This window comes from Candidatus Pelagibacter sp. PS_28, assembly GCF_059417885.1.
Map to the genome: position 1 here is coordinate 976,218 of NZ_CM182070.1, position 20,674 is coordinate 996,891.

Annotated in this window: 17 protein-coding genes, 2 tRNA genes and 1 other RNA gene; 5 read left to right on the top strand and 15 right to left on the bottom strand. The window is 29.8% G+C overall.

Features of this window, described 5'->3' with window-relative positions; translation table 11 throughout:
- The 7 genes from AC5SMR_RS05290 to AC5SMR_RS05320 form a co-directional block, all read right to left on the bottom strand.
- Window positions 1–1,683, bottom strand: coding sequence for a peptidoglycan D,D-transpeptidase FtsI family protein (locus AC5SMR_RS05290; RefSeq protein ID WP_494576553.1), 1,683 nt, complete (start codon window positions 1,681–1,683; stop codon window positions 1–3).
- Window positions 1,667–1,978, bottom strand: a complete 312-nt coding sequence (locus AC5SMR_RS05295; RefSeq protein ID WP_494576555.1) for a cell division protein FtsL — start codon at window positions 1,976–1,978, stop codon at window positions 1,667–1,669. Before AC5SMR_RS05295 ends, AC5SMR_RS05290 begins: the two co-directional genes overlap by 17 nt.
- Window positions 1,975–2,985: a 16S rRNA (cytosine(1402)-N(4))-methyltransferase RsmH gene (rsmH, locus tag AC5SMR_RS05300; RefSeq protein WP_006997877.1), complete on the bottom strand. Its 1,011-nt coding sequence runs from the start codon at window positions 2,983–2,985 to the stop codon at window positions 1,975–1,977. The genes AC5SMR_RS05295 and rsmH overlap by 4 nt, the downstream gene beginning before the upstream one ends.
- Window positions 2,986–3,003: 18 nt before the next feature.
- Entirely contained in the window at window positions 3,004–4,491 is a 1,488-nt protein-coding gene (gene ftsZ, locus AC5SMR_RS05305) for a cell division protein FtsZ (protein ID WP_494576557.1), read from the bottom strand.
- Between the two features lie 2 nt (window positions 4,492–4,493).
- Window positions 4,494–4,961 carry a division/cell wall cluster transcriptional repressor MraZ gene (gene mraZ / locus AC5SMR_RS05310; RefSeq protein WP_006997875.1) on the bottom strand — a complete coding sequence of 156 codons (468 nt, stop codon included), beginning with the start codon at window positions 4,959–4,961 and terminating at the stop codon, window positions 4,494–4,496.
- Window positions 4,962–5,216: 255 nt separating this feature from the next.
- Window positions 5,217–5,571, bottom strand: an RNA gene (gene rnpB, locus AC5SMR_RS05315) — RNase P RNA component class A.
- Between the two features lie 42 nt (window positions 5,572–5,613).
- The gene (locus tag AC5SMR_RS05320) at window positions 5,614–6,357 is read right to left on the bottom strand and encodes an N-acetylmuramoyl-L-alanine amidase (protein WP_494576559.1); all 744 of its coding nucleotides are present in this window, start codon (window positions 6,355–6,357) and stop codon (window positions 5,614–5,616) included.
- Window positions 6,358–6,426: 69 nt separating this feature from the next.
- On the opposite strand from AC5SMR_RS05320, the gene AC5SMR_RS05325 reads away from it, so the two are divergent.
- Together AC5SMR_RS05325 and AC5SMR_RS05330 are read left to right on the top strand one after the other, a co-directional pair.
- Window positions 6,427–7,212 carry an MlaA family lipoprotein gene (locus AC5SMR_RS05325; RefSeq protein ID WP_494576561.1) on the top strand — a complete coding sequence of 262 codons (786 nt, stop codon included), beginning with the start codon at window positions 6,427–6,429 and terminating at the stop codon, window positions 7,210–7,212.
- Window positions 7,213–7,225: 13 nt separating this feature from the next.
- Window positions 7,226–7,819 carry a Tgt2/MlaC family protein gene (locus AC5SMR_RS05330; RefSeq protein ID WP_494576563.1) on the top strand — a complete coding sequence of 198 codons (594 nt, stop codon included), beginning with the start codon at window positions 7,226–7,228 and terminating at the stop codon, window positions 7,817–7,819.
- A 20-nt stretch (window positions 7,820–7,839) separates the two neighbouring features.
- On the opposite strand, the gene AC5SMR_RS05335 is transcribed toward AC5SMR_RS05330, so the two are convergent.
- The 6 genes from AC5SMR_RS05335 to AC5SMR_RS05360 all read right to left on the bottom strand — a co-directional run bounded on the left by AC5SMR_RS05335 (window position 7,840) and on the right by AC5SMR_RS05360 (window position 13,572).
- Window positions 7,840–7,916, bottom strand: a tRNA-Ile gene (locus AC5SMR_RS05335).
- 67 nt (window positions 7,917–7,983) lie between these two features.
- Window positions 7,984–8,058, bottom strand: a tRNA-Val gene (locus AC5SMR_RS05340).
- A gap of 5 nt (window positions 8,059–8,063) precedes the next feature.
- On the bottom strand, window positions 8,064–9,368 hold the full coding sequence (locus tag AC5SMR_RS05345) for an O-antigen ligase family protein (RefSeq protein ID WP_494576565.1): 1,305 nt from the start codon (window positions 9,366–9,368) through the stop codon (window positions 8,064–8,066).
- 77 nt (window positions 9,369–9,445) lie between these two features.
- Window positions 9,446–11,269: an RNA polymerase sigma factor RpoD gene (gene rpoD / locus AC5SMR_RS05350; RefSeq protein WP_494576567.1), complete on the bottom strand. Its 1,824-nt coding sequence runs from the start codon at window positions 11,267–11,269 to the stop codon at window positions 9,446–9,448.
- Window positions 11,270–11,335: 66 nt separating this feature from the next.
- Window positions 11,336–13,111, bottom strand: coding sequence for a DNA primase (gene dnaG, locus AC5SMR_RS05355; protein WP_278386982.1), 1,776 nt, complete (start codon window positions 13,109–13,111; stop codon window positions 11,336–11,338).
- The gene (locus tag AC5SMR_RS05360; protein ID WP_006997869.1) at window positions 13,111–13,572 is read right to left on the bottom strand and encodes a GatB/YqeY domain-containing protein; all 462 of its coding nucleotides are present in this window, start codon (window positions 13,570–13,572) and stop codon (window positions 13,111–13,113) included. Before AC5SMR_RS05360 ends, dnaG begins: the two co-directional genes overlap by 1 nt.
- 128 nt (window positions 13,573–13,700) lie before the next feature.
- On the opposite strand from AC5SMR_RS05360, the gene carA reads away from it, so the two are divergent.
- Together carA and carB are read left to right on the top strand one after the other, a co-directional pair.
- Window positions 13,701–14,897 carry a glutamine-hydrolyzing carbamoyl-phosphate synthase small subunit gene (carA, locus tag AC5SMR_RS05365; RefSeq protein ID WP_494576569.1) on the top strand — a complete coding sequence of 399 codons (1,197 nt, stop codon included), beginning with the start codon at window positions 13,701–13,703 and terminating at the stop codon, window positions 14,895–14,897.
- Window positions 14,875–18,099, top strand: coding sequence for a carbamoyl-phosphate synthase large subunit (gene carB, locus AC5SMR_RS05370; protein WP_494576571.1), 3,225 nt, complete (start codon window positions 14,875–14,877; stop codon window positions 18,097–18,099). The genes carA and carB overlap by 23 nt, the downstream gene beginning before the upstream one ends.
- Here the strand turns inward: carB and AC5SMR_RS05375 are convergent, their stop codons facing one another.
- A complete protein-coding gene (locus tag AC5SMR_RS05375; RefSeq protein WP_494576573.1) occupies window positions 18,100–18,762 on the bottom strand; it encodes a hypothetical protein in 663 nt (220 codons plus the stop codon).
- The gene (locus tag AC5SMR_RS05380; protein WP_494576575.1) at window positions 18,762–19,706 is read right to left on the bottom strand and encodes a mitochondrial fission ELM1 family protein; all 945 of its coding nucleotides are present in this window, start codon (window positions 19,704–19,706) and stop codon (window positions 18,762–18,764) included. Before AC5SMR_RS05380 ends, AC5SMR_RS05375 begins: the two co-directional genes overlap by 1 nt.
- 21 nt (window positions 19,707–19,727) lie before the next feature.
- Here AC5SMR_RS05380 and trxB point away from each other — a divergent pair, with 21 nt between their 5' ends.
- Complete coding sequence (trxB, locus tag AC5SMR_RS05385; RefSeq protein ID WP_494576577.1) at window positions 19,728–20,672, top strand: thioredoxin-disulfide reductase; 945 nt, start codon at window positions 19,728–19,730, stop codon at window positions 20,670–20,672.
- The last annotated feature ends 2 nt before the right edge of the window (window positions 20,673–20,674 follow it).

Consider the following 20,674-nt stretch of genomic DNA (forward strand, 5'->3'; position numbering starts at 1 on the left):
TTAATTTTCTATATGTTTTGTGGCCAAAATAGGCCCAATTTTTTCTATGATTTTTCCAGCTACTTCAACAGATGTCCACCCTGCTGTATTAAATGGGGTTCCTTTATATGAACCTTTTTTATTTTTATATTCATATACGTAGTCTGATGAAGTTTTTGGCTCATCAAGTAGAACTATCAGCACATATTTAGGTTTAGAAGTGGGGAAAATACCTGCAAATGTATTTACTTTTGCTTTAGAGTAACCTCCTACTATTGTTTTTTGAGCAGTTCCTGTTTTTCCACCAACTTCATAACCTTCAATGTTTACAAGTCCTGCTGTACCTTCTTTAGTATTTACAATTTTTCTAAGTATTGGATTTATCTTCTCTGAAATACCAGCTTTGATTATTCTTCTTTCTTTTTCAGGATCTTTTAATTCTTTTTTTATTAAGCTGGGCTCAATAGCAAAACCACCATTTGAAATTATTGCATAAGCTTTTGCTAATTGTAATGGAGTGGTAGTTATTCCATGTCCAAAAGACACCGTCGCAAGTTTACATTTTCCCCACTTAAATGGAATTGGCTCTCCAACCTCCTCTATATCAAAATTTATTTTATTTAAGATTCCAATTTTTTCTAAAAAAGCTTTTAATTTAATAATTTCTAATTTTTGTCCAATTCTTACAGATCCTATATTTCCAGACCTAATTAAAATTTGTTCTACGGTAAGATCTGATGGTATTTTATTGTCATATTCAGAGATACTACTTTTTCCACATTGTAGTTTTTTTTCTAAATTTAAAAATTCTGTGTCAGTATCAATTAAGCCTTCCTCTAATCCAGCTGCTACTGTAAAAGTTTTAAATACCGAGCCCAGCTCATACACTCCTTTTGTTGCTCTATTAATAAAGTTGAGATCTACTATCGTCTCTCTTTTATTTAGATCAAAATCTGGATAAGAAACCATAGATATAATTTCTCCATTATTAACATTCATCAAAATTGCTGTACTACCTTTACTTCTAAATATAGATTGAAACTTTACTAACTCTTCTCTAATTAAAAATTGTATGTCAGTATCTACTGTTAATTTAAGTGGTTCGTTTGTTTGTTTTAATTTTTCATTAAAGGATTTTTCAAGTCCTGATATACCTTTATTGTCATCATCTATTTGACCAATAATATGACTAAAGAGATTTTTTTGAGGATAAATTCTAGTTAATTTTTCTTCTGACTTAATTGATTTATCTCCAAGTAACATAATTTTTTCATAATTGTCAGAAGATATTTTTTTTTCTAAATAAAAGAATTTATTTTTTTCAAGCTTCTTAGTAATCTCTTCATAGTTTTTATCTGGGAATATTAACTGTAAATTAATTAATAGTTTTTTTTTATCAATTACTTCAATAGGGTTAATACCAATATCTATCGACTTAACTGTTTTAACTAAATAATTTCCATTTCTATCAAGTATGTCTGCTCTATAGTTTTTATTTATAGTTGAGAATTCCTTGGTATTTTCTTCTTTTAACGAGCCTAAATGAAGCAATTGTATTGAATAAATTACTGAAATCACCAAAAAAACAAAAAAAATAAACGCTATTCTATTAAATTGTATATCTAAATTAGTTTTACTTTTTTTATATGAAAATTCATTTTCATATTCTTCTAGAATAATATTCTTTTTATTGTTCATTTTCATTTTTGCTGATTAAGTCTTTTATTTCTAAAGTTTCATTATTTTTAATGATTTCCTTAATATTCATAATTTCAATTTTGATTAAATCTTTTTCAAAGTATTGCGTTTGATACTGAACTAATTTTTCAGGAGAGCTCAAATAGTTAAACTCAAGCAATGCATCTTCGAGTTCCGATTTTAAAGGTCTTATATTTTCTTTAACTATAAAAATTTGATCTTCTATTTCTTTTGTAGAAGTTTTAATAAGTGATGTAATTAATATTAATACGAAAATAACAGCTAACACTAATTGTTTCATAGTTTTTTTGATAAATTTTCAATGTCAATTAAATGTTTAAATTTATCTAAGATATCTGTTTCAAAATCGAAAAAATCTTCTTTTTTAATTACATAACGTAACTTGGCTGATCTAGAAGGTGGATTTTCTCTAATTTCTTTATCACTTGGTACTATTGGTTTTTTTATAACAGATTTAAATAAATTTAATTTTTCTTCTGTTTTTGGCATATGTCTTGAGATGCTTTTATTTTCAGATAAACTTTTAAAAAAGTATTTAACAATTTTATCTTCTAAAGAATGAAATGTTACAACTGCAATAACTCCATCCTTTTTAACAACTTTAGCAGCATTAATTAATCCATAAATTAGTTCACTAATTTCTTTATTTACAAATATTCTTAATGCTTGGAAAATTTTAGTTGCACTATGTGTCTTATAATTTCTTTTTCTTTTCGAAGATTCTATAATCCTAACTAGCTCTTCTGTTGTGATCTCTCTTTTAGATCTGTCTTCAACAATATTGTGTGCTATTCTTTTACTGTCTGCTTCGTCACCAAAATATTTAAATATTTTGGTAAGTTCTTTTTCATCTAATTGATTAATTGCTTCTTTTGCTGAAAATTCATTTATACCCATTTTCATATTAAGTTCACCAATGCTATCAAATGAAAGACCTTTTTTTGGGTCTTTAATCTGGTTCAAGGAATATCCTAAATCAAAAATTACAGCTTTTATATTTTCATGTTTTAACTTTAGATTATTTAATTGACTGAATTTTATATTTTTAAATAACAGCCTATCCTCAAAACTATTTTGAAGTTCTTGAGCTTTTATAGAGCTCTCAGAATCTCTATCTAATGCAATTACTTTTGTTTCAGGAAAGTTTAATATTCTTTTTGTGTATCCGCCTTGACCAAATGTACAGTCAATAAATGTGCCACCATATTGAGGGGTAATAATGCTAATTATTTCACTTAGCAATACCGGATAATGATTTCTCACATCTGGTATTATGGTGGCTATCATTTATTTTTTTGAAGACCATTAATTCTTTTGTCTTCTTAAAAATGCTGGGATTTCTAGATCATCATCTTCTGAAGTGTTTTCCGAAGTTTCAGTTGATAAAAATCCTTCTGTCTCTGAAGTTACACTATCCGAACTAAATAGATCTGGTGCGTCTTCACCTTCTACACCAAAGTTTTCAAGTCCATTAGAAACATGCTCCTCTTCTATTGGGCTATTTTCTTCAGACTTTGCAGTAGTAAGTGCTTCCTCTGAAAAAGATTGCTCATAATCATTTGATTGATTGTTTTCAACAATACTTTCAACTTCTTGATTGCTAACAGTTTGCTCATTCATCATTTCTGATGATGCAGTATTTGTAACTGGTTCTGCAATTATTTCATTTTCTAACTTTAATGCATTTGCTCCATGAGAAATAGGGCTAGTCATTGTAGGTGAAAAATTAAACGATTGAGCAGAACTAGCACTGTTAAAATCTGAATAACCAGGATTTCTATTTTGTATTCTGTGAACCATATTAATTACAGATTTACTTTCTGGTTGTTGTCCATCTAGTGCCGTTGCAACTATTGATACTCTAATTTTTCCATCAAGGTCGCCAGATGTAATAGCGCCAATAATCACCTCTGCTTCAGGATCTACTTCAGCTCTTATTTTATTAACAACTTCATCAACCTCAAAAAGTTTAAGATCCTTACCACCAGTAATATTTACTAGTAATCCTTTTGCACCCTTTAACGTATAATCATCAATCAATGGGTTACTAATTGCCATGTCTGTTGCTTTAGCTGCTCTACCTTCTCCTTCAGCCTCACCAGTTCCCATCATTGCTTTGCCCATTGAAGCCATTACAGTTTCAACATCAGCAAAATCTAGATTAACTATACCTGGTCTAACCATTAGATCAGTTACACTCTGTACACCTTGCATTAAAACATTATTTGAAAGATTAAAAGATTCTTCAAATGTAGTTTGTTCATTTGCAACCTTAAATAGGTTTTGATTTGGAATTACAATAATTGTATCTACATGTTTTCTTAATTCTTCTAGGCCTACCTGAGCTCTTCTCATTCTTGATGGCCCTTCATATAAAAAAGGAAGTGTTACAACACCTACTGTTAAAATATTTAATTCTTTAGCAGCTCTTGCAATAACGTGTGCAGCGCCTGTGCCAGTTCCACCACCCATACCAGCAGTTATAAAAACCATGTTTGCACCCTGAAGAGTATTTACAATTTCATTTAAAGATTCATCTGCAGCTGCTTGACCAATGTCATGTTTTGCTCCAGCACCTAAACCTTTTGTTAAACTTAGGCCAATTTGAATTCTTGCTTTAGCTTTACTTAACTTTAAATCTTGAGCATCTGTATTTACTGCTATGAACTCTACTCCTTGAAGTCCATTATCAATCATTTCATTAAGTGCATTTCCACCTGCTCCGCCAACTCCCACTACTAATAATCTTGGTTGTAATTCTTTTATTTCTGGTGATTTAAAGTTAATTGTCATTTTTATTTCCCCTCATTGTTATTAAAATGTTTTTCCCATTTAAGACTAGCACGATTTAGATTTGCTTTTTTTCTTGCGTTGATCTTAAATTTTTCAAATGCTGCTGGTTCCCATATTTGGAATGTTTGACCTTGGCCAACAAACAACATGCTATTTTTTATTTTTGCATGTTTTAATAATTTTGTTGATAATGAAATTCTACCTTCACTATCAAATTGTAAATTCATACTCTCAGATAAAATTGATGTTGCAAAATAATCTCTTTTTTCTTCAAATGGACTTAATGAATCTATGCTTGCAGAAAGTTTTTCAATTCTATCTTGTGAGCAAGCTTCTATAGACTGATTATTAAATGAGGGATAACAGATAACACCATTGTATCCTAAGTTAGAAAGGTGAGATCTAAAACTAGCAGGCACAGATACCCTTCCCTTTTTGTCTATTTTGTTCTCGTAAGTAGATAAAAACATATTTTTTATATTTCATAAATTCCATATTTGGGAATATATGGGACAATATGGGTTTTTAAAGATAGAGTCAATATGTTCATTTTAGGCTTATTTGGCAATGATTGTAGATAACTTTTATGTATCTACATAAAGTCAAAAATCAATTTTTAGTTTCAACTCAATACAATTCTAAGACTAAAAATAAGAACAGAAATGATTCAATTATGAATCAAAAGGTGAACATCTAAAATTAATTAAAATTGAACTGTGGATAAGTTTGCTAGACAAACTATAAGCCGGGTTCTGTCATTTAAACCTATCATTTCTCTAGGCTTAAGATCACTCTTAAGCTCATGCAACTAACCCTGATGACTAGCCAAAGACGGCTTTTAGTTTTGCAACAATGTCATCTCTACTTAGTCTTGCTCCCAGTGGGGTTTTCCAGCGTTCATTGTTACCAATAGAACCGGTGCGCTCTTACCACACCTTTTCACCCTTGCCATGTTATGGCGGTATATTTTCTGTGGCACTATCCCTAGGGTTTCCCCTGCCAGGTATTATCTGGCACTGTGTCTTTGCGGAGCCCGGACTTTCCTCTTTAATAAATTAAAGCGATAAGTCGTTCATCTAGCAAATGTAATTTATTACTTAATTATAGAACTTCAAGAAAAATTTAACTGTATGCTTTGATGAGGCTTTTATTGATTAATAAGGATTCTTGATCAATTTTTCCATCAACCAACTCTTGTCTAAATCTTCTTTGAAAAGATTTTATTAATTCTCTTAAATATTTATTCCTACCAATATTTTTTGGAAATGTTTTTGAATATCCAATCTTAAACAGGTTTCTAAAAAAAATATTCTCTTCTATCTTGCTTATTTTTAGCTTTCTATTCTTTAGTAAATCTTGCTTATTTAATGTGTGCCATATCCCTATTTTATTTTTAGCCAAATATTCCCATGGAAACTTTTCACCTGGATCTTTTTTTCTAAGTACTGCTATGTCTGAGTGTCCCAAAATATTCTTAGGATTAATTTTATATTTTTTTATTAAAAACTTACTTAACTTTACAAGAGTAGTAATTTGTTTTTGTGTAAAATTTTTATAACCATACTCATGTCCTGGGTTTGTAATTTCAATACCAATAGAATTTTGATTTAAAGACTCATAATTTTTCCAAGAAGATTTTCCTGCATGCCATGCAATATATAAATCAGGTACTATTTTTACAATTTCTCCATTATTTTTGATTAAATAATGACAGCTAACCTCAGATTGTATTTCTGTTAATCTTTTCAAAGCATTAGATTCGCTTTTCATACCCGTATAATGAAAGATAATAAATTTGATTTGCTTAGAAGTTCTTTTTTTAGGATTAAAATTTAGGGAATAGTTTAATATTGTTTTTAAAGCCATTTTTGCGTCATATTTAGAGCTAAATCTAGATTTACATTGGTATTATATACATTATATAATCATAGGATAATGAAAAAAATTTTAATAACTTCACTAATAAGTTTAATGTTAGCAACGAATGTGAGTGCTGATACAGACGGGGAAAACAACTTATCTAAAAAAAATTCTGGTGAAGTTAAAGACTGTTTTGAAAATGTAAACAGAGCAACTTTTAAATTTAACCAAGTGTTAGATGGTGTTATTTTTGAACCTGTTGCAAAAGCTTATAGAATTTTACCCTCTCCAGTTAGAGCTGGGACAGGTAATGCTCTAGACAATCTCTCTACACTTGTAACAATACCTAATAATATTCTACAAGGAGAATTTAAAAAAGCTGGAGTTAACACAGGTAGATTTATTGTTAATACAACAGTTGGGGTTGTTGGAATATTTGATGTGGCTGAAAAAATTGGTTTTCCAGTGTATGAAAAAGAAGATTACGGCCAAACACTTGGTGTAATGGGTGTTGGTTCAGGATGTTATCTTGTTCTACCTGTTTTAGGACCATCCACCGTTAGAGACACAGCTGGATCATTTGCAAATATATTAGGCGGAGATGCTTGGTATAACGTTACTGTAGCTAATGATACTCAGCATTTTTCTGACTTTGATTATTACGCATCAAGAGCAAGTTCTGGGATAGATTTTAGAGCAAAAAATATAGACTCGTTTGAAAATTTGGAAAAAAATTCATTAGACTTTTATGCTTCAGTTAGAAGTTTATATTTGCAAGATAGACAACAAAAAATAGCTAACTCTAATGCAATAACTGAAACCCAAAACGATAGTGATTGGGAAGAAATAGAAGCTCAATAATTTATAAAACTTAATGAGATTAAAAAAGTTTTTAATATTTGCCTTCGTCATAATTAACTTTATTGGTATTAATCAATCATATTCAATTGAACCAGATGTATTTGTTCAATCAACTGTGAATAGAGCTTCTGAGGCCTTAAATAACAAATATTCAAAAGAAGAAAAAATAGAAAAGCTAAAACAAATTGCAAGTGAAACAGTTGATATTAATGGTATTGGTTATTACACTTTAGGAGCTTATAGAAAAAATATAAGTGACAATGAAATAAATCAATATGAGATGCTTTTTGAACAATATTTTCTAAAAAGTTTTTCTAGTCGACTGGCTGAATACTCAAATCCAGAGATTGAAGTTATATCTAAAGAAAAATTAAATGAAAATTATACAATGGTATCTAGTATTTTAGTTGGAACAGAACAAAGGCCTGAGGTTAAAATTGATTGGAGAATTTATACAAAAAATCCAGAAAATCCTTTAATCAGAGATTTAATTATTGAAGGCTTAAGTCTAGCAAGAACTCAAAAGGAAGAATTTTCTTCTATCATTCAAAGTAATGATGGAGATATCAATGCTCTTTTTTCTACTTTAAAAGAGTTTATTAAATAATCATCTATAAAAATAATTTTTGGTGGGCCCGCCAGGACTCGAACCTGGGACCAATACATTATGAGTGTACTGCTCTAACCAACTGAGCTACAGGCCCTAAAAAATTAAACTTTAATTATATTATAATGCAACCGATGTCTAGTATAGGTAAAAGATAATGAAAATGGTGGGAACTGATGGTTACGCTCCATCTACCCCTCGAATGTCAATCGAGTACTCTACTATTGAGCTAAGTTCCCTTAAATTAATTTAAATTATAATTATTTTTAGAAAATATATTTGTTTTTTTTTCGATTGAATACATCAAAGATAAGTTTACCCAAAATAGTGTTAAATTATAATCACTAAAAAAGGCTCCAGAGGGTAAAAGGGGGATGAAAGAAGTCAATAAAAATATAAAACATCCTAATTGAATATAATTTTTTTTCTGAAAAATTATTTTAAATTTACAAAAAATTAAATTAAATAAAATTAGTAACAATACTACTGTCCCTATCAAGCCATGTTCAGATAAAAATTCAAAATAAATTTGATGTGGATGAGTACTACAAAAATAATCACTATCTTTTATGGGCATACAGCTTATCGAACGATAATTTTTGTTACCAACACCAAATATTGGGTTTTCTTTAAATATATTGAATCCAGATTTATAAAGATTTAGGTATGAGTTACGTACCCATTTTTCTTCATTGTCGTTTATTTTAGTTTTATTAAATAAAAAATTATTGAAAGATTGAGTTATTTGAGTTTTTGCTAAAACTATTGGTTGTACTAGTTGAGGTCCATATCTCATTTTTAGATAATCTGATTTAACCAATAATAAACCAATAATTATAAATAATGAGAAAGCTAAAAAAAGTTTTGTTTTAAATTTATAATATTCATTAAAACCATAAAAAATTATAAATCCTAAAAATGCTTTAATTGTATTTGATCTTTCACCACTTAAGAATATAGCAACGAAAAATAATATAGAAATTATTAGAATTATGTTTTTATTATTTTTTAAAAATTCATTTTTTAAAATTAAAAAATAACCAATAATAACTAAATAGAATCCATTGATATAACCACCTACAATCGCCTCATCTTTAAAAAAACTAACGATTCTTTGCCCAAGATGTGCATCTTTATAACCAAGTATATTTTGTCCAAAAAAGCTTTCTATGTAAGTATCTACAGCCACAATAGTAAGTGTGGCTACCCATATCACAAAAATTCTATTGAAAGAGTTTTGATGATAAAAAAAATAATTAAATGCACAAAAAAGAATTCCAAAACGAATAAAACCAAAGTTTCTATTTACTCCTAAGGAAAAATCTTTTGAGATAAATGAATTAAAAACCAAATATAAGCATAATAATAATATTAATTTTACAGTTTTATTTGATAAAAACTTGAAATCTTTTTTATATAGAATTAACAAAATAAATGAAAAATCAATTAATAGAATATTAGCTAGAGAAACTGCTGGTCCAACTATTATCGATGCAGGTATAAAAGAAAATAGTATAAAAAAATAAGAATTGAGGATATTATTTTTCATTTGGTGAGATGTAATACACTATTTAGTTAATAAAAATAAATAATAAGATCAATCATTTGCCAAAGGCTTGGTTTAACCTAACTTTCTAGAAAACTCTTTAACTGCTTTGATCTGCTTGGATGTTTTAGTTTTCTAAGTGCTTTTGCTTCTATCTGTCTAATACGCTCTCTAGTTACAGAAAACTGAAGACCTACTTCTTCAAGAGTATGGTCTGTATTCATTCCAACACCAAATCTCATTCTAAGAACCCTTTCTTCTCTTGGTGTTAAAGTGGATAAAATCTTAGTCGTTGCTTCACTCAGATTAGATTTAATAGCTTGTTCTAAAGGTGCTAATGCTTTTGTATCTTCAATAAAATCACCTAAACTACTATCCTCTTCATCTCCAACTGGTTTTTCAAGAGATACTGGTTCTTTTGAAATTTTTAAAACTTTTCTGACTTTATCTAAAGGCATTCTTAATTTTTGTGCTAGTTCTTCAGGTGTAGCCTCTCTACCAAACTCACTTAAAATTAATCTTTGGGTTCTTACAATTTTATTGATAGTTTCAATCATATGAACTGGAATTCTAATCGTTCGCGCTTGGTCAGCAATAGATCTAGTGATTGCTTGTCTAATCCACCAAGTGGCATATGTTGAAAATTTATAACCCCTTCTGTATTCAAACTTATCTACAGCTTTCATAAGACCGATATTTCCTTCTTGAATAAGATCTAGAAACTGAAGTCCTCTATTTGTATATTTTTTTGCAATTGAAATTACCAATCTTAAGTTTGCTTCAACCATTTCTTTTTTTGCAATTCTAGATTCTTTTTCACCTTTTTGAACTCTGCTAACTATTTTTTTATAATCAGTTACCGAAATTCCAAGTTTATGACTAATCTCAATTAATCTTTCTCTAATATTCTTAAATTCATCTTTGTTTTTTGAAAAAAACTGTTTCCACATTGGATTAGTATCCAAGAACTTTTTAAGATTTGGGTTAATTTCATTGCCAATATAAAACTTAATAAATTCATTTCTTGGAATTTTTTGATCCATTGCCAACCTTAGAAGATTTCCTTCTAGTGAAACAATTTTTTTATTTTCCACATAGTGTTTTTGAACCAATTCTTCTAATACAGAGGGTGACAATTGTAATGATTTAATATTTTCTAAAATATCACTTACAATTTTATCATGTCCTTTTTCTTTAGCGGCTGAGAAACTTGCTGCGTTTAAAATACAATCAAGTTTTTCTTTTTGATACTTGATTAATTTTGCATATTCTTTTGTTAAAGTATTAACAGTTTTTAAAACTTTTGGTTTGATTTCAGTTTCCATTGCTGCAAGCGTTGGATTAAACTCATCATCGTCTCCATTATTCTCATCATTTTTACCAGTTTCCCCAGAATTTCTTTGTTTAGCACTTGGCCCTGTATTTTCATCTTCCATGTAGTTAGTATCAATATCAATAATTTCTCTAACTAATATTTCATCACTTTGAAGTTTTTCATCCCACTCTACAAATTGTTGTGCAGTAATTGGACTTTGTGCTAATGCGATAAGCATTACATCTTTTCCAGCTTCTATTCTTTTTGCAATTGCAATTTCACCTTCACGAGACAAGAGTTCTACTCCACCCATCTCTCTTAAATACATTCTTATAGGGTCATCACTTTTCTCAATTGTCTTGCCTTCTTCTTTAGATGAATTTTCTTTTTTTCTTAAAACTTTAAAGTCAGATTTTTTTTCAACCAATGCTACACTCTCATCAAGAATGTGCATGAAGGCTTGTTCTAAATTTTCGTCTGAAAGATTTCTTTTACCTAATGATTTATTTAGCTCATCAAAAGTTATAAATCCTCTATGGGTTCCACGACCCATAAGTCTAGCAAATGATTTTGTAATTATTCTTTCCACAATAGTATATTTGAGAAGACTTATATAAGCCCAATTTGAGAAAAATCCACGTATTTTTTGAAGGATTTAATTGATGTTTTTTTGTTTTTTTAGCTCTCTTATTTCGTTGAAAGTGCTTTCGCTTAAATCTTTAGAGAACTTCGACTCGAGCTCTTCAATCCTAAACTCTAAATCGTAGTTTTTGAGGTCTCTAGAAACTTCGTCTAATAATTCAAACATTTTATTCTGATCATTTTGGTGGTTATTTAGAATATGTTTTATTGAGGCAAATTTAAAAATTTTTTCAGTTAATTGAGGGTCAATTGGAATTTGATCTAAGGTAAGTTTTTCTCCACTCTTTAGTTTAGTTATCAAAGTTTCAAGGATTAATTTATTTTCTTCGCTAAATAGATTTATATTTTCAATCATGTGAATATTTTCTTGAAATAAATCTAAGTTATTCATTATTAAATAAAGCAATGAAAATTCTTTAAGCTCAACACCGCTCAATAATTTACTTTCGTTAAAGTGTTTTTGAGTAGACTGTAATGATTTAACTTTTTTAGTATAAAATTGTTTTTTTCCAATATTGCTATGTGGGGTTAAAGATGAAATTTTCTCCAAGAAAAACTCTAGTACGTATTTTTTTATGAAATCATCTTTAATAGTTGCAGCAATAGCTCTTAATTTTTTTTCAAAAATAGCCATTGATGAAGGATTGTTATCTGTTTGTTGTTTATAATGGTTAAATATAAACTGATGAATTGAAATTTTTGCCTGTTTTGTAAAATCAATAAAATTTGCTTTACCATTTTTATTTGCATAACTATCAGGGTCTTCTCCATCTGGTAAAAAAAGAAACGAGATTTGTTTTTCTGGTTGTAATTCTTTAATTGAATTTTCTGCTGCTCTAAGAGCTGCTTTGTATCCACTTTCATCACCATCAAAACAAATAATAATATCTTCAAAGAATTGGTTAAGCATTAAAATTTGACGATCCGTTAAAGAAGTTCCAAGATTTGCCACAACATTTTCAATCCCATTTTTACTTAAACCAACTACATCCATATATCCCTCAACTAAATATACATGATCTATTTTATTAGATAATCTTCTAGCTAAATCTAAATTATATAAGTTAGAACCCTTTTTAAAAAAAGGTGTTTCAGGCGAATTAATATATTTTGCTGAATAACTATTTTCCTGGATGGTTCTTCCTCCTAACCCAATAGGTTGACCTGAAATATTGTTAATTGGAAATATTATTCTATCTCGAAATCTTTCAACGTATGTATTCTTTTTTTCATCTAAATAAAAAAGACCACTTTCAACTAAAACTTTTTCACTAAATTCATCTTTTAATTTTTCATAAAAATTAGAGTTTCTTTCAACAAACCCTATTTTAAAATTTTTGACTTCATCTTTACTAAGGTTTCTTTTTTTTAAATAGTCTCTTGCAATAGTTAAGCTTTCATTCTTTAAAATTTCATCATGATAAAATTGAACATATTGATTGTAGATTGAGCAATATTCTTGCCAATTTTTTTCACGCTCTTCATCTTGCTTTGAAAACGTATAAGGTCTCATACCTGCAAGATTTGCTAATGATTTTACTGCTTCTCCAAATTTCAAATTTTGAGTTTTCATTACAAAATCAAAAATATTTCCATGTTCCGATGTTGCAAAACAATGATAAAATTCTTTTTCATCATTAACTGTAAATGAAGGCGTTTTTTCAGTTTTAAAGGGTGATAAACCTACAAATTCTTTGCCTCTTTTTTTAAGACTGACAGACTTTGATACAACTGTCGAAACCTTTAAACGAGTTTTAATTTCGTCCAAATACTCTTTTGGGTATTTCATTATTTATTTAATAGTTCTTTTAGCAAAGGTCCAGCTTTAGCAAAATCTAGATTGTCAGGGTATGACTTCTTTAATTCACCCATTACTTTACCCATGTCTTTAATTGATGCAGCACCCAATTTACTTATTGTATCTACACATATTTTTTTAGTTTCTTCATCACTTAACTGCTGTGGTAAAAAACTAGATAAAAGATCAAATTCATTTTGCTCAACTTCTAACAAATCCATTCTTTCATTTTTTTTATAGATCTCTATTGATTCGGTTCTTTGCTTAATCATTTTCTTTAAAAGTTTTTTTATATCATCATCGTCTGTTTCTTTTATGTTGGCTCCAGATCGATTGACAATATCAAGATCTTTTATTCCAGATAAAATTAACCTGTAGGTTGAGATTTCAACCTTATTTTTTGATTTTAGAGAATTTTTATAGTTAGTTTCTATTTTTTCTTTCAATGTCATAATATTTTTTAATCTACTGCAAAGTGAAAATTCTTCAAAAGAAAAATTGTTTTTTTATAATTTTATAATACATCTCTGTTGCGATAATTAGGGTTTTATTGTATTAACCTTTAACTCATGAGTTGTAATTGATCAAAAAAGCAAAAAAGATTAGCTCTAATAAAATCTCACAGATTCACACAGGCGTTTTAGTTCTTGAAAATAAAACTATCTTTAAAGGAGTTGGTATTGGCTATCAGGGAATAGCGACAGGTGAAGTATGTTTCAATACTTCTCTAACTGGCTATCAAGAAATTATTTCAGACCCCTCTTATGCTGGGCAAATTATCAATTTTACCTTTCCTCACGTTGGTAACGTTGGAACTAACAAGCAAGATTTAGAGTCTGATAAAGTTTGGACCAAAGGTGTAATTTTTAACTCTGAAATAACAAGTCCTTCTAACTATAGATCTTTAGCTAATTTAGACCTGTGGTTAAAAAAAAATAAAATTGTTGGGATCACTGGTTTAGATACAAGGGGCTTGACTAATTATATTAGAGATAAAGGAGCCCCTAAAGGTACTATTTCTTTTTCTAGTAAAGGAAATTTCAATATTAGTAAATTAGCAAATATCACAGCGAAATGGAGTGGATTAAATAATTTAGATTTAGCAGAACAAGTAACTACTAAAAAAAATTATATTTGGTCAGGTTTTAAAACTTGGAAAAAAGAAACTGGTTATTTAAAAAATAAAAAAAATTCATTACATATTGTTGCAATCGACTATGGTATTAAAAAAAATATTCTAAGATATTTCTCAGATCTTAACTGTAAAGTAACAGTAGTTTCATGCAAAACGAGTGCAAAAGACATACTTAAATTAAAGCCAAATGGGATCTTTTTATCTAATGGTCCTGGTGACCCTGCAGCAACTGGTAAATATGCAATTGAAATCATTAAAGAATTAATCAAAAATAATTTACCTATTTTTGGTATTTGTCTTGGTCATCAAATTCTAGCTCTAACACTAGGTGCAAAAACTAAAAAAATGAAACTAGGTCATAGAGGTGCTAACCATCCAGTTAAAAATTTGATTAAAGACAATGTTGAAATCACTAGTCAAAACCATGGCTTTGAAATTGTAAGAGCATCATTGCCAAAAAATATTGAAGTCACTCACAAATCTTTATTTGATAATTGTATTGAAGGAATTAGATTAAAAAATAAACCTGTTTTTTCTGTTCAATATCACCCTGAATCAAATCCAGGACCGCAAGATAGTGTTTACTTATTTGAAGAATTTATTAACAACATAAAAAAAAATGCCAAAAAGAAAAGATCTTAAAACTATATTAGTCGTTGGTGCCGGACCCATTATCATAGGTCAAGCTTGTGAGTTTGACTACTCAGGGACACAAGCCTGTAAAGCTCTTAAAGATGAAGGTTATAAAGTTATTTTAATCAACTCTAACCCAGCAACGATCATGACGGACCCTGGTGTTGCAGATAAAACTTATATTGAGCCAATAACGTTAGAGGTATTAGAAAAAATTCTAAAAAAAGAAAAACCAGATGCAATTTTACCAACAATGGGTGGTCAAACTGCTTTGAATTTAGCAATGGAAGCGGAGAAAAAAGGAATTCTTAAAAAATACAAGATTGAGTTAATTGGAGCGAATTCTAAAGCGATCTCTAATGCAGAAGACAGAAAAAAATTTAGAAAAAACATGTTAGATATTGGTTTGGACTTACCAAAATCTAAAGTGGTAAATCATGTTAGAGATGCTGCAAAAGCTTTAAGACAAATTGGGTTGCCTGCAATCATTAGACCTGCTTTTACTTTGGGTGGTTTGGGTGGAGGAATTGCTAAAACTGAAAAAGAATATCTTAAAATAGTTAAAGATGGTTTACACGAATCCCCTGTTAGTCAGATTTTAATTGAAGAATGCCTTGAGGGTTGGAAAGAATTTGAAATGGAAGTTGTCAGAGATAAAAAAGACAACTGTATTATTATTTGTTCTATTGAAAACATAGACCCAATGGGAATTCACACAGGAGATTCCATAACTGTAGCACCCGCTCTAACACTTACGGATAAAGAATATCAAGTTATGAGAAATGCCTCAATTGCTTGTCTTAGAAAAATTGGAGTAGAAACGGGTGGATCAAATGTTCAGTTTGCAATCAATCCTAAAGATGGCAGAATGGTTATCATTGAAATGAACCCAAGAGTGTCACGTTCATCTGCCCTTGCCTCTAAAGCAACAGGGTTTCCAATTGCAAAAGTTGCAGCAAAGCTAGCTGTTGGCTACACCCTTGATGAATTAAAAAATGAAATTACTAAAACAACGCCTGCTTCTTTTGAACCAAGTATTGACTATGTGGTAACCAAAATACCAAGATTTACTTTTGAAAAATTCTCTACTTCTGAAGCAATTCTTGGAACGTCAATGAAGTCAGTGGGTGAAGCAATGGCAATTGGTAGAAACTTTAAAGAATCTCTTCAAAAAGCATTGGTTTCTCTTGAAATTGGCTTTTCAGGCTTAGATCGAATTTTTCCACTAAATAAAAAAGAAATAGAAAAAGAACTTAAAAAAAATATTCCAAACAGAATATTATTAGCTGCTGAAGCGTTTAGAAAAAAAATAAACATTAAAAGAATTCATCAACTTTGCAAAATAGACCCTTGGTTTTTAGAACAAATAAAAGAAATTGTTGATGAAGAAAATAAAATAAAAAAAAGAGGTCTTCCTAAAGATTATAATGAATTTAACAGAATTAAATCAATAGGTTTTTCTGATAAAAAATTATCTGAAATTACTAAAATTTCTGAAGAACTTGTTAGAAAAAAAAGAATTGCTTTAAAAGTATTGCCAGTTTACAAAAAAGTAGATACCTGTGCTGCTGAATTTAAATCATTCACACCTTACATGTATTCAACATACCAAAGAAATTATGCACTAAATACAGAATGTGAAGCAGAACCTTCTTCAAGAAAAAAAATTATAATCTTAGGCGGTGGACCAAACCGTATAGGCCAAGGTATTGAGTTTGATTATTGTTGTTGCCAAGCAAGTTATGCTCTTAAAGATAGCGGTTTTGAGACTATAATGATTAACTGTAATCCTGAGACGGTTTCAACAGACTACGATACAAGTGATAGGCTTTACTTTGAACCGCTTAAAGAAGAGTATGTTTATAATATAATTAAAAAAGAACAGCAAAAAGGAAACCTTGTAGGGATCATTGCTCAGTTTGGTGGACAAACTCCTATAAGACTTGCAAAATTTCTACACGATAACAAGCTTCCAATTTTAGGGACACAGTACACCTCAATAGATCTTGCTGAAGATAGAGACAGATTTAGAAAATTACTCGATAGATTAAAATTAAAACAAGCTGAAAGTGGTATTGCTAAAACTTACAAGCAAGCCATTCAAATTGCTGAAAAAATTGGCCTGCCTTTAATGGTAAGACCTTCTTATGTATTAGGCGGAAGAGCAATGGAAATTGTTCATGAGAAAAGCCAATTAAAAAACTTTGTAGAAGAAGCATTTAAAGCTGCAGAAGATAATCCCATATTAATAGATAAGTTTATCAGTCACGCTATGGAAGTTGATGTTGATGCAATATCTGATGGTAAGCAAGTATTTGTTGCAGGTATCATGCAACACATTGAAGAAGCAGGTATTCACTCAGGAGATTCTGCGTGTAGTTTGCCTCCCATATCAATTAAACCAAAGCTGATAACTGAAATAGAAGTTCAAACAAAAAAATTAGCTTTAGCATTAAATGTTAAGGGTTTTATGAACATTCAATTTGCCATTAAAAATGATGAAATTTATGTAATCGAAGTAAATCCAAGAGCAAGCAGAACGGTTCCTTTTGTATCTAAAGCAAAAGGTCTTCCTCTTGCTAAAATTGCATCACGTGTAATGGCTGGTGAAAAATTATCTAAATTTAACTTAAAGGGTAAAAACAAAAACCTGTTTGCAGTTAAAGAAGCTGTATTCCCTTTCAATAAATTCCCAAATAGTGACTTATTGTTAGGACCTGAGATGAAATCAACAGGTGAAGTTATGGGATTTGATAAAGATTTTGGTATGGCTTATGCAAAAAGCCAAATTGCTGCTTCAAACTCATTACCCACTAAAGGTCTAGCATTTATCTCTCTCAAAGATGGTCATAAAGATGAAGGTGTAGATCTTGCAAAACAATTAATAAAATTAAATTTTACTTTATGTGCTACAGGTGGAACTGCGGACTACATTCGTAAACATGGAATAAAATGTAAAACAATAAACAAGGTCAGTGGAGGATCGCCTCACATTGTTGATGTACTAAATTCTAAAAAAATTGCTTTAGTTATTAATACAGGTGGTGGAAATAGTGAGCATCGTCTTCATGATGCAATGGCTTTAAGAAGAGCTACACTAGGTAATAAAGTTCCTTATTGTACAAACATGTCTACTGCTCAAGCTTGCTTAATGGGAATTAGATCTCTGAAAACAAAAGAGATTACAGTTACATCTCTTCAGGATATTTAATTATTCAACTTTCCAATCTGTTGAAAAAGTTACATAGTTAACCTGAAGACATCGTCTTTCCTTAACTATTTTTTTCTTTTCCATGCCATGCCATGTATTAGGTCCACTTGAAAAAAGGTATCCATAGTTGTTTTTATAAGGAACTGTTTTAACTTTTTCTAATTTTTCATTATAAAAATCAGTTCCAAGGTCTTCTGACTCATTGGCATTGTTTATAAAAATTAAGCCTGATAATAGTTTTTCTTTGATATCGCAGTGAGGCTTTAACCAGAACCCTTCCCTATCGCAAATAACTTCAACTCTAACATATGAATTAGACAAATCTTTATTGATCATTTTTGAAATAGCTTCATGGGTTTCTTTTGATTGAAGTTCGTTAATAAATTTAACTAAATTTGGAAATTGTTTTTCATTTTCTTTGGTAACAAAACATCTAAATTTTATAGCTTCTCCACCTGATGCTATTCCTTCCCTAAATTCAGCAGCACCTCCATCTATTGCTCGGGTACCATCATAATTTAAATCATGTTTGCTAACATCGGGTATATCTGCAGTTATAATTTCTTGAATTGCTTCATCGGTTAATGCATCATTATATTCCCAGTGTATAAAGGGAGTTTCGTGTTTTTTAGATTGATTTTGAATAGAGTTTAAAAATAACATTATAAATTTATTTTTTTTTTAATAATATTTGCCACTCTATTAGTTTCGTCTAATTTTTCATAGCTCCATATTTCTACTTCTTCACCTAAATTTCTAATGATATTTAGTTCTCTAAATAAATTTCTAAATCTTTGAAATCTTTTGTCATTTTTTTTAGGTAAAATGCTAGCTATATAAATTGGTTTACCGGTTAAGGCTGCTTCTGATATCATTGAACTAGAGTCACAAGTAACTACAATATTTTCAGCAATTGCTAGAGCTGATAAATATGCTTTTTTATCCACATCTTCGATAACAGTATGATTTTCACCAAAAAATTCTCTTGCATAATGAATGGTGTTAATCGGTGTTCTCATTGAAGGGATTACTACTAGTTGAAAATTATGTTTTTTTAATAGCTTATATAAAGCTATAAAAATATGTTTTATATTTTTAGTTGAATAATCATAATACTTGGTAGGACCACCCATTATTAAAGCCCAAATTTTTCTTTCATCCTTTTTAATAAATGAATTTAAATAATCTTTATTTTCACTTATTTCATTTTCTGTAAGATAATGAATTGCACCTTTAGTATTGATAACATTTTTGCCTTCAATTGCATCATGTTCTGGAGCTACAATGAAATCAAAATGATTTAAATTTACTTTTGGATCTTGGATATGAATATTAAAAACTTTTTTATTAGCTGTATTTTTTAAATGGATTGATGGGATAACACTTTTGCGCCCACAAGATATAATCACATCAAAATCATCATGATTAATTTTTTTAAAAATGCTTTGTGAAATAGGGCTAAGATTTGGTGGAATTAATTTCCAAAAATGATTTAGTTCAACCTTGTGGTGAGTAAAATCTATATCCAAAGCTTTAGCCAAACCTTCTACTTGACTAATCATGCCATGCATTCCTTGAGTTAATAATATACCTTTTAATTTTGTCATTTATCCTTATATAACTTCTGCATGAGTGAAAATCCAATTAAACACACAAAAGTGTTAATAATAGGGTCAGGTCCAGCTGGCTATACGGCTGCTGTATATGCTGCCCGAGCAATGTTAGACCCAATTCTAGTTTATGGAGTTCAGCCTGGTGGACAATTAACTACAACAACAGATGTAGAAAATTACCCAGGATTTTCAGATGTAATTCAAGGTCCATGGTTAATGGATCAAATGAGAGATCAAGCAAAAGCAGTTGGAACAGATCTAATTGAAGATCATATCTCTTCAGTCAATTTAAAATCTACTCCCTTCGAAGCTATTGGAGATAGTGGCCAAAAATATACAGCTGACAGCATAATTATTTCAACTGGTGCTCAAGCAAGATGGTTAAATCTAGAATCAGAACAAGCTTATAGAGGCTTTGGAGTTTCGGCATGCGCAACATGTGATGGTTTTTTCTTTAAAGAAAAAGTTGTAGCAGTTGTTGGTGGTGGAAATGCAGCAGTAGAAGAGGCAATGTTCCTTACAAAGTTTGCATCAAAAGTAAAATTAATTCACAGACGAGATACTTTAAGAGCAGAAAAATTACTTCAAAAAAAATTAATGGAAAATAAAAAAATTGAAATTATTTGGGATAGTGCTGTTGAAGAGGTTATTGGGGATAGCGAACCTAAAAATGTTAAAGCTATTAAGATTAAAAATTTAAAAAATAATAAAATTGAAGAAATGAAAATAGATGGCTTATTTATTGCAATTGGTCATGATCCGGCAACAGCATTATTTAAAGAACAGTTAGAGATGGATAAAGAAGGTTATTTATTGACCAAACCAGATTCAACAGAGACGAATATCCCTGGAGTTTATGCTGCAGGGGATGTTAAAGACAAAACGTTTAGACAAGCTGTAACAGCTGCAGGAATGGGTTGTATGGCTGCACTTGAAGCTGAAAAATTTTTATCCCACTAGAT

Bases quoted from the DNA above. Each gene is read 5' to 3' on its own strand.
- AC5SMR_RS05290 (WP_494576553.1), bottom strand. From the start codon at position 1,683: ATGAAAATGAACAATAAAAAGAATATTATTCTAGAAGAATATGAAAAT.
- AC5SMR_RS05295 (WP_494576555.1), bottom strand. From the start codon at position 1,978: ATGAAACAATTAGTGTTAGCTGTTATTTTCGTATTAATATTAATTACA.
- rsmH (WP_006997877.1), bottom strand. From the start codon at position 2,985: ATGATAGCCACCATAATACCAGATGTGAGAAATCATTATCCGGTATTG.
- ftsZ (WP_494576557.1), bottom strand. From the start codon at position 4,491: ATGACAATTAACTTTAAATCACCAGAAATAAAAGAATTACAACCAAGA.
- mraZ (WP_006997875.1), bottom strand. From the start codon at position 4,961: ATGTTTTTATCTACTTACGAGAACAAAATAGACAAAAAGGGAAGGGTA.
- AC5SMR_RS05320 (WP_494576559.1), bottom strand. From the start codon at position 6,357: ATGGCTTTAAAAACAATATTAAACTATTCCCTAAATTTTAATCCTAAA.
- AC5SMR_RS05325 (WP_494576561.1), top strand. From the start codon at position 6,427: ATGAAAAAAATTTTAATAACTTCACTAATAAGTTTAATGTTAGCAACG.
- AC5SMR_RS05330 (WP_494576563.1), top strand. From the start codon at position 7,226: ATGAGATTAAAAAAGTTTTTAATATTTGCCTTCGTCATAATTAACTTT.
- AC5SMR_RS05345 (WP_494576565.1), bottom strand. From the start codon at position 9,368: ATGAAAAATAATATCCTCAATTCTTATTTTTTTATACTATTTTCTTTT.
- dnaG (WP_278386982.1), bottom strand. From the start codon at position 13,111: ATGAAATACCCAAAAGAGTATTTGGACGAAATTAAAACTCGTTTAAAG.
- AC5SMR_RS05360 (WP_006997869.1), bottom strand. From the start codon at position 13,572: ATGACATTGAAAGAAAAAATAGAAACTAACTATAAAAATTCTCTAAAA.
- carB (WP_494576571.1), top strand. From the start codon at position 14,875: ATGCCAAAAAGAAAAGATCTTAAAACTATATTAGTCGTTGGTGCCGGA.
- AC5SMR_RS05375 (WP_494576573.1), bottom strand. From the start codon at position 18,762: ATGTTATTTTTAAACTCTATTCAAAATCAATCTAAAAAACACGAAACT.
- AC5SMR_RS05380 (WP_494576575.1), bottom strand. From the start codon at position 19,706: ATGACAAAATTAAAAGGTATATTATTAACTCAAGGAATGCATGGCATG.
- trxB (WP_494576577.1), top strand. From the start codon at position 19,728: ATGAGTGAAAATCCAATTAAACACACAAAAGTGTTAATAATAGGGTCA.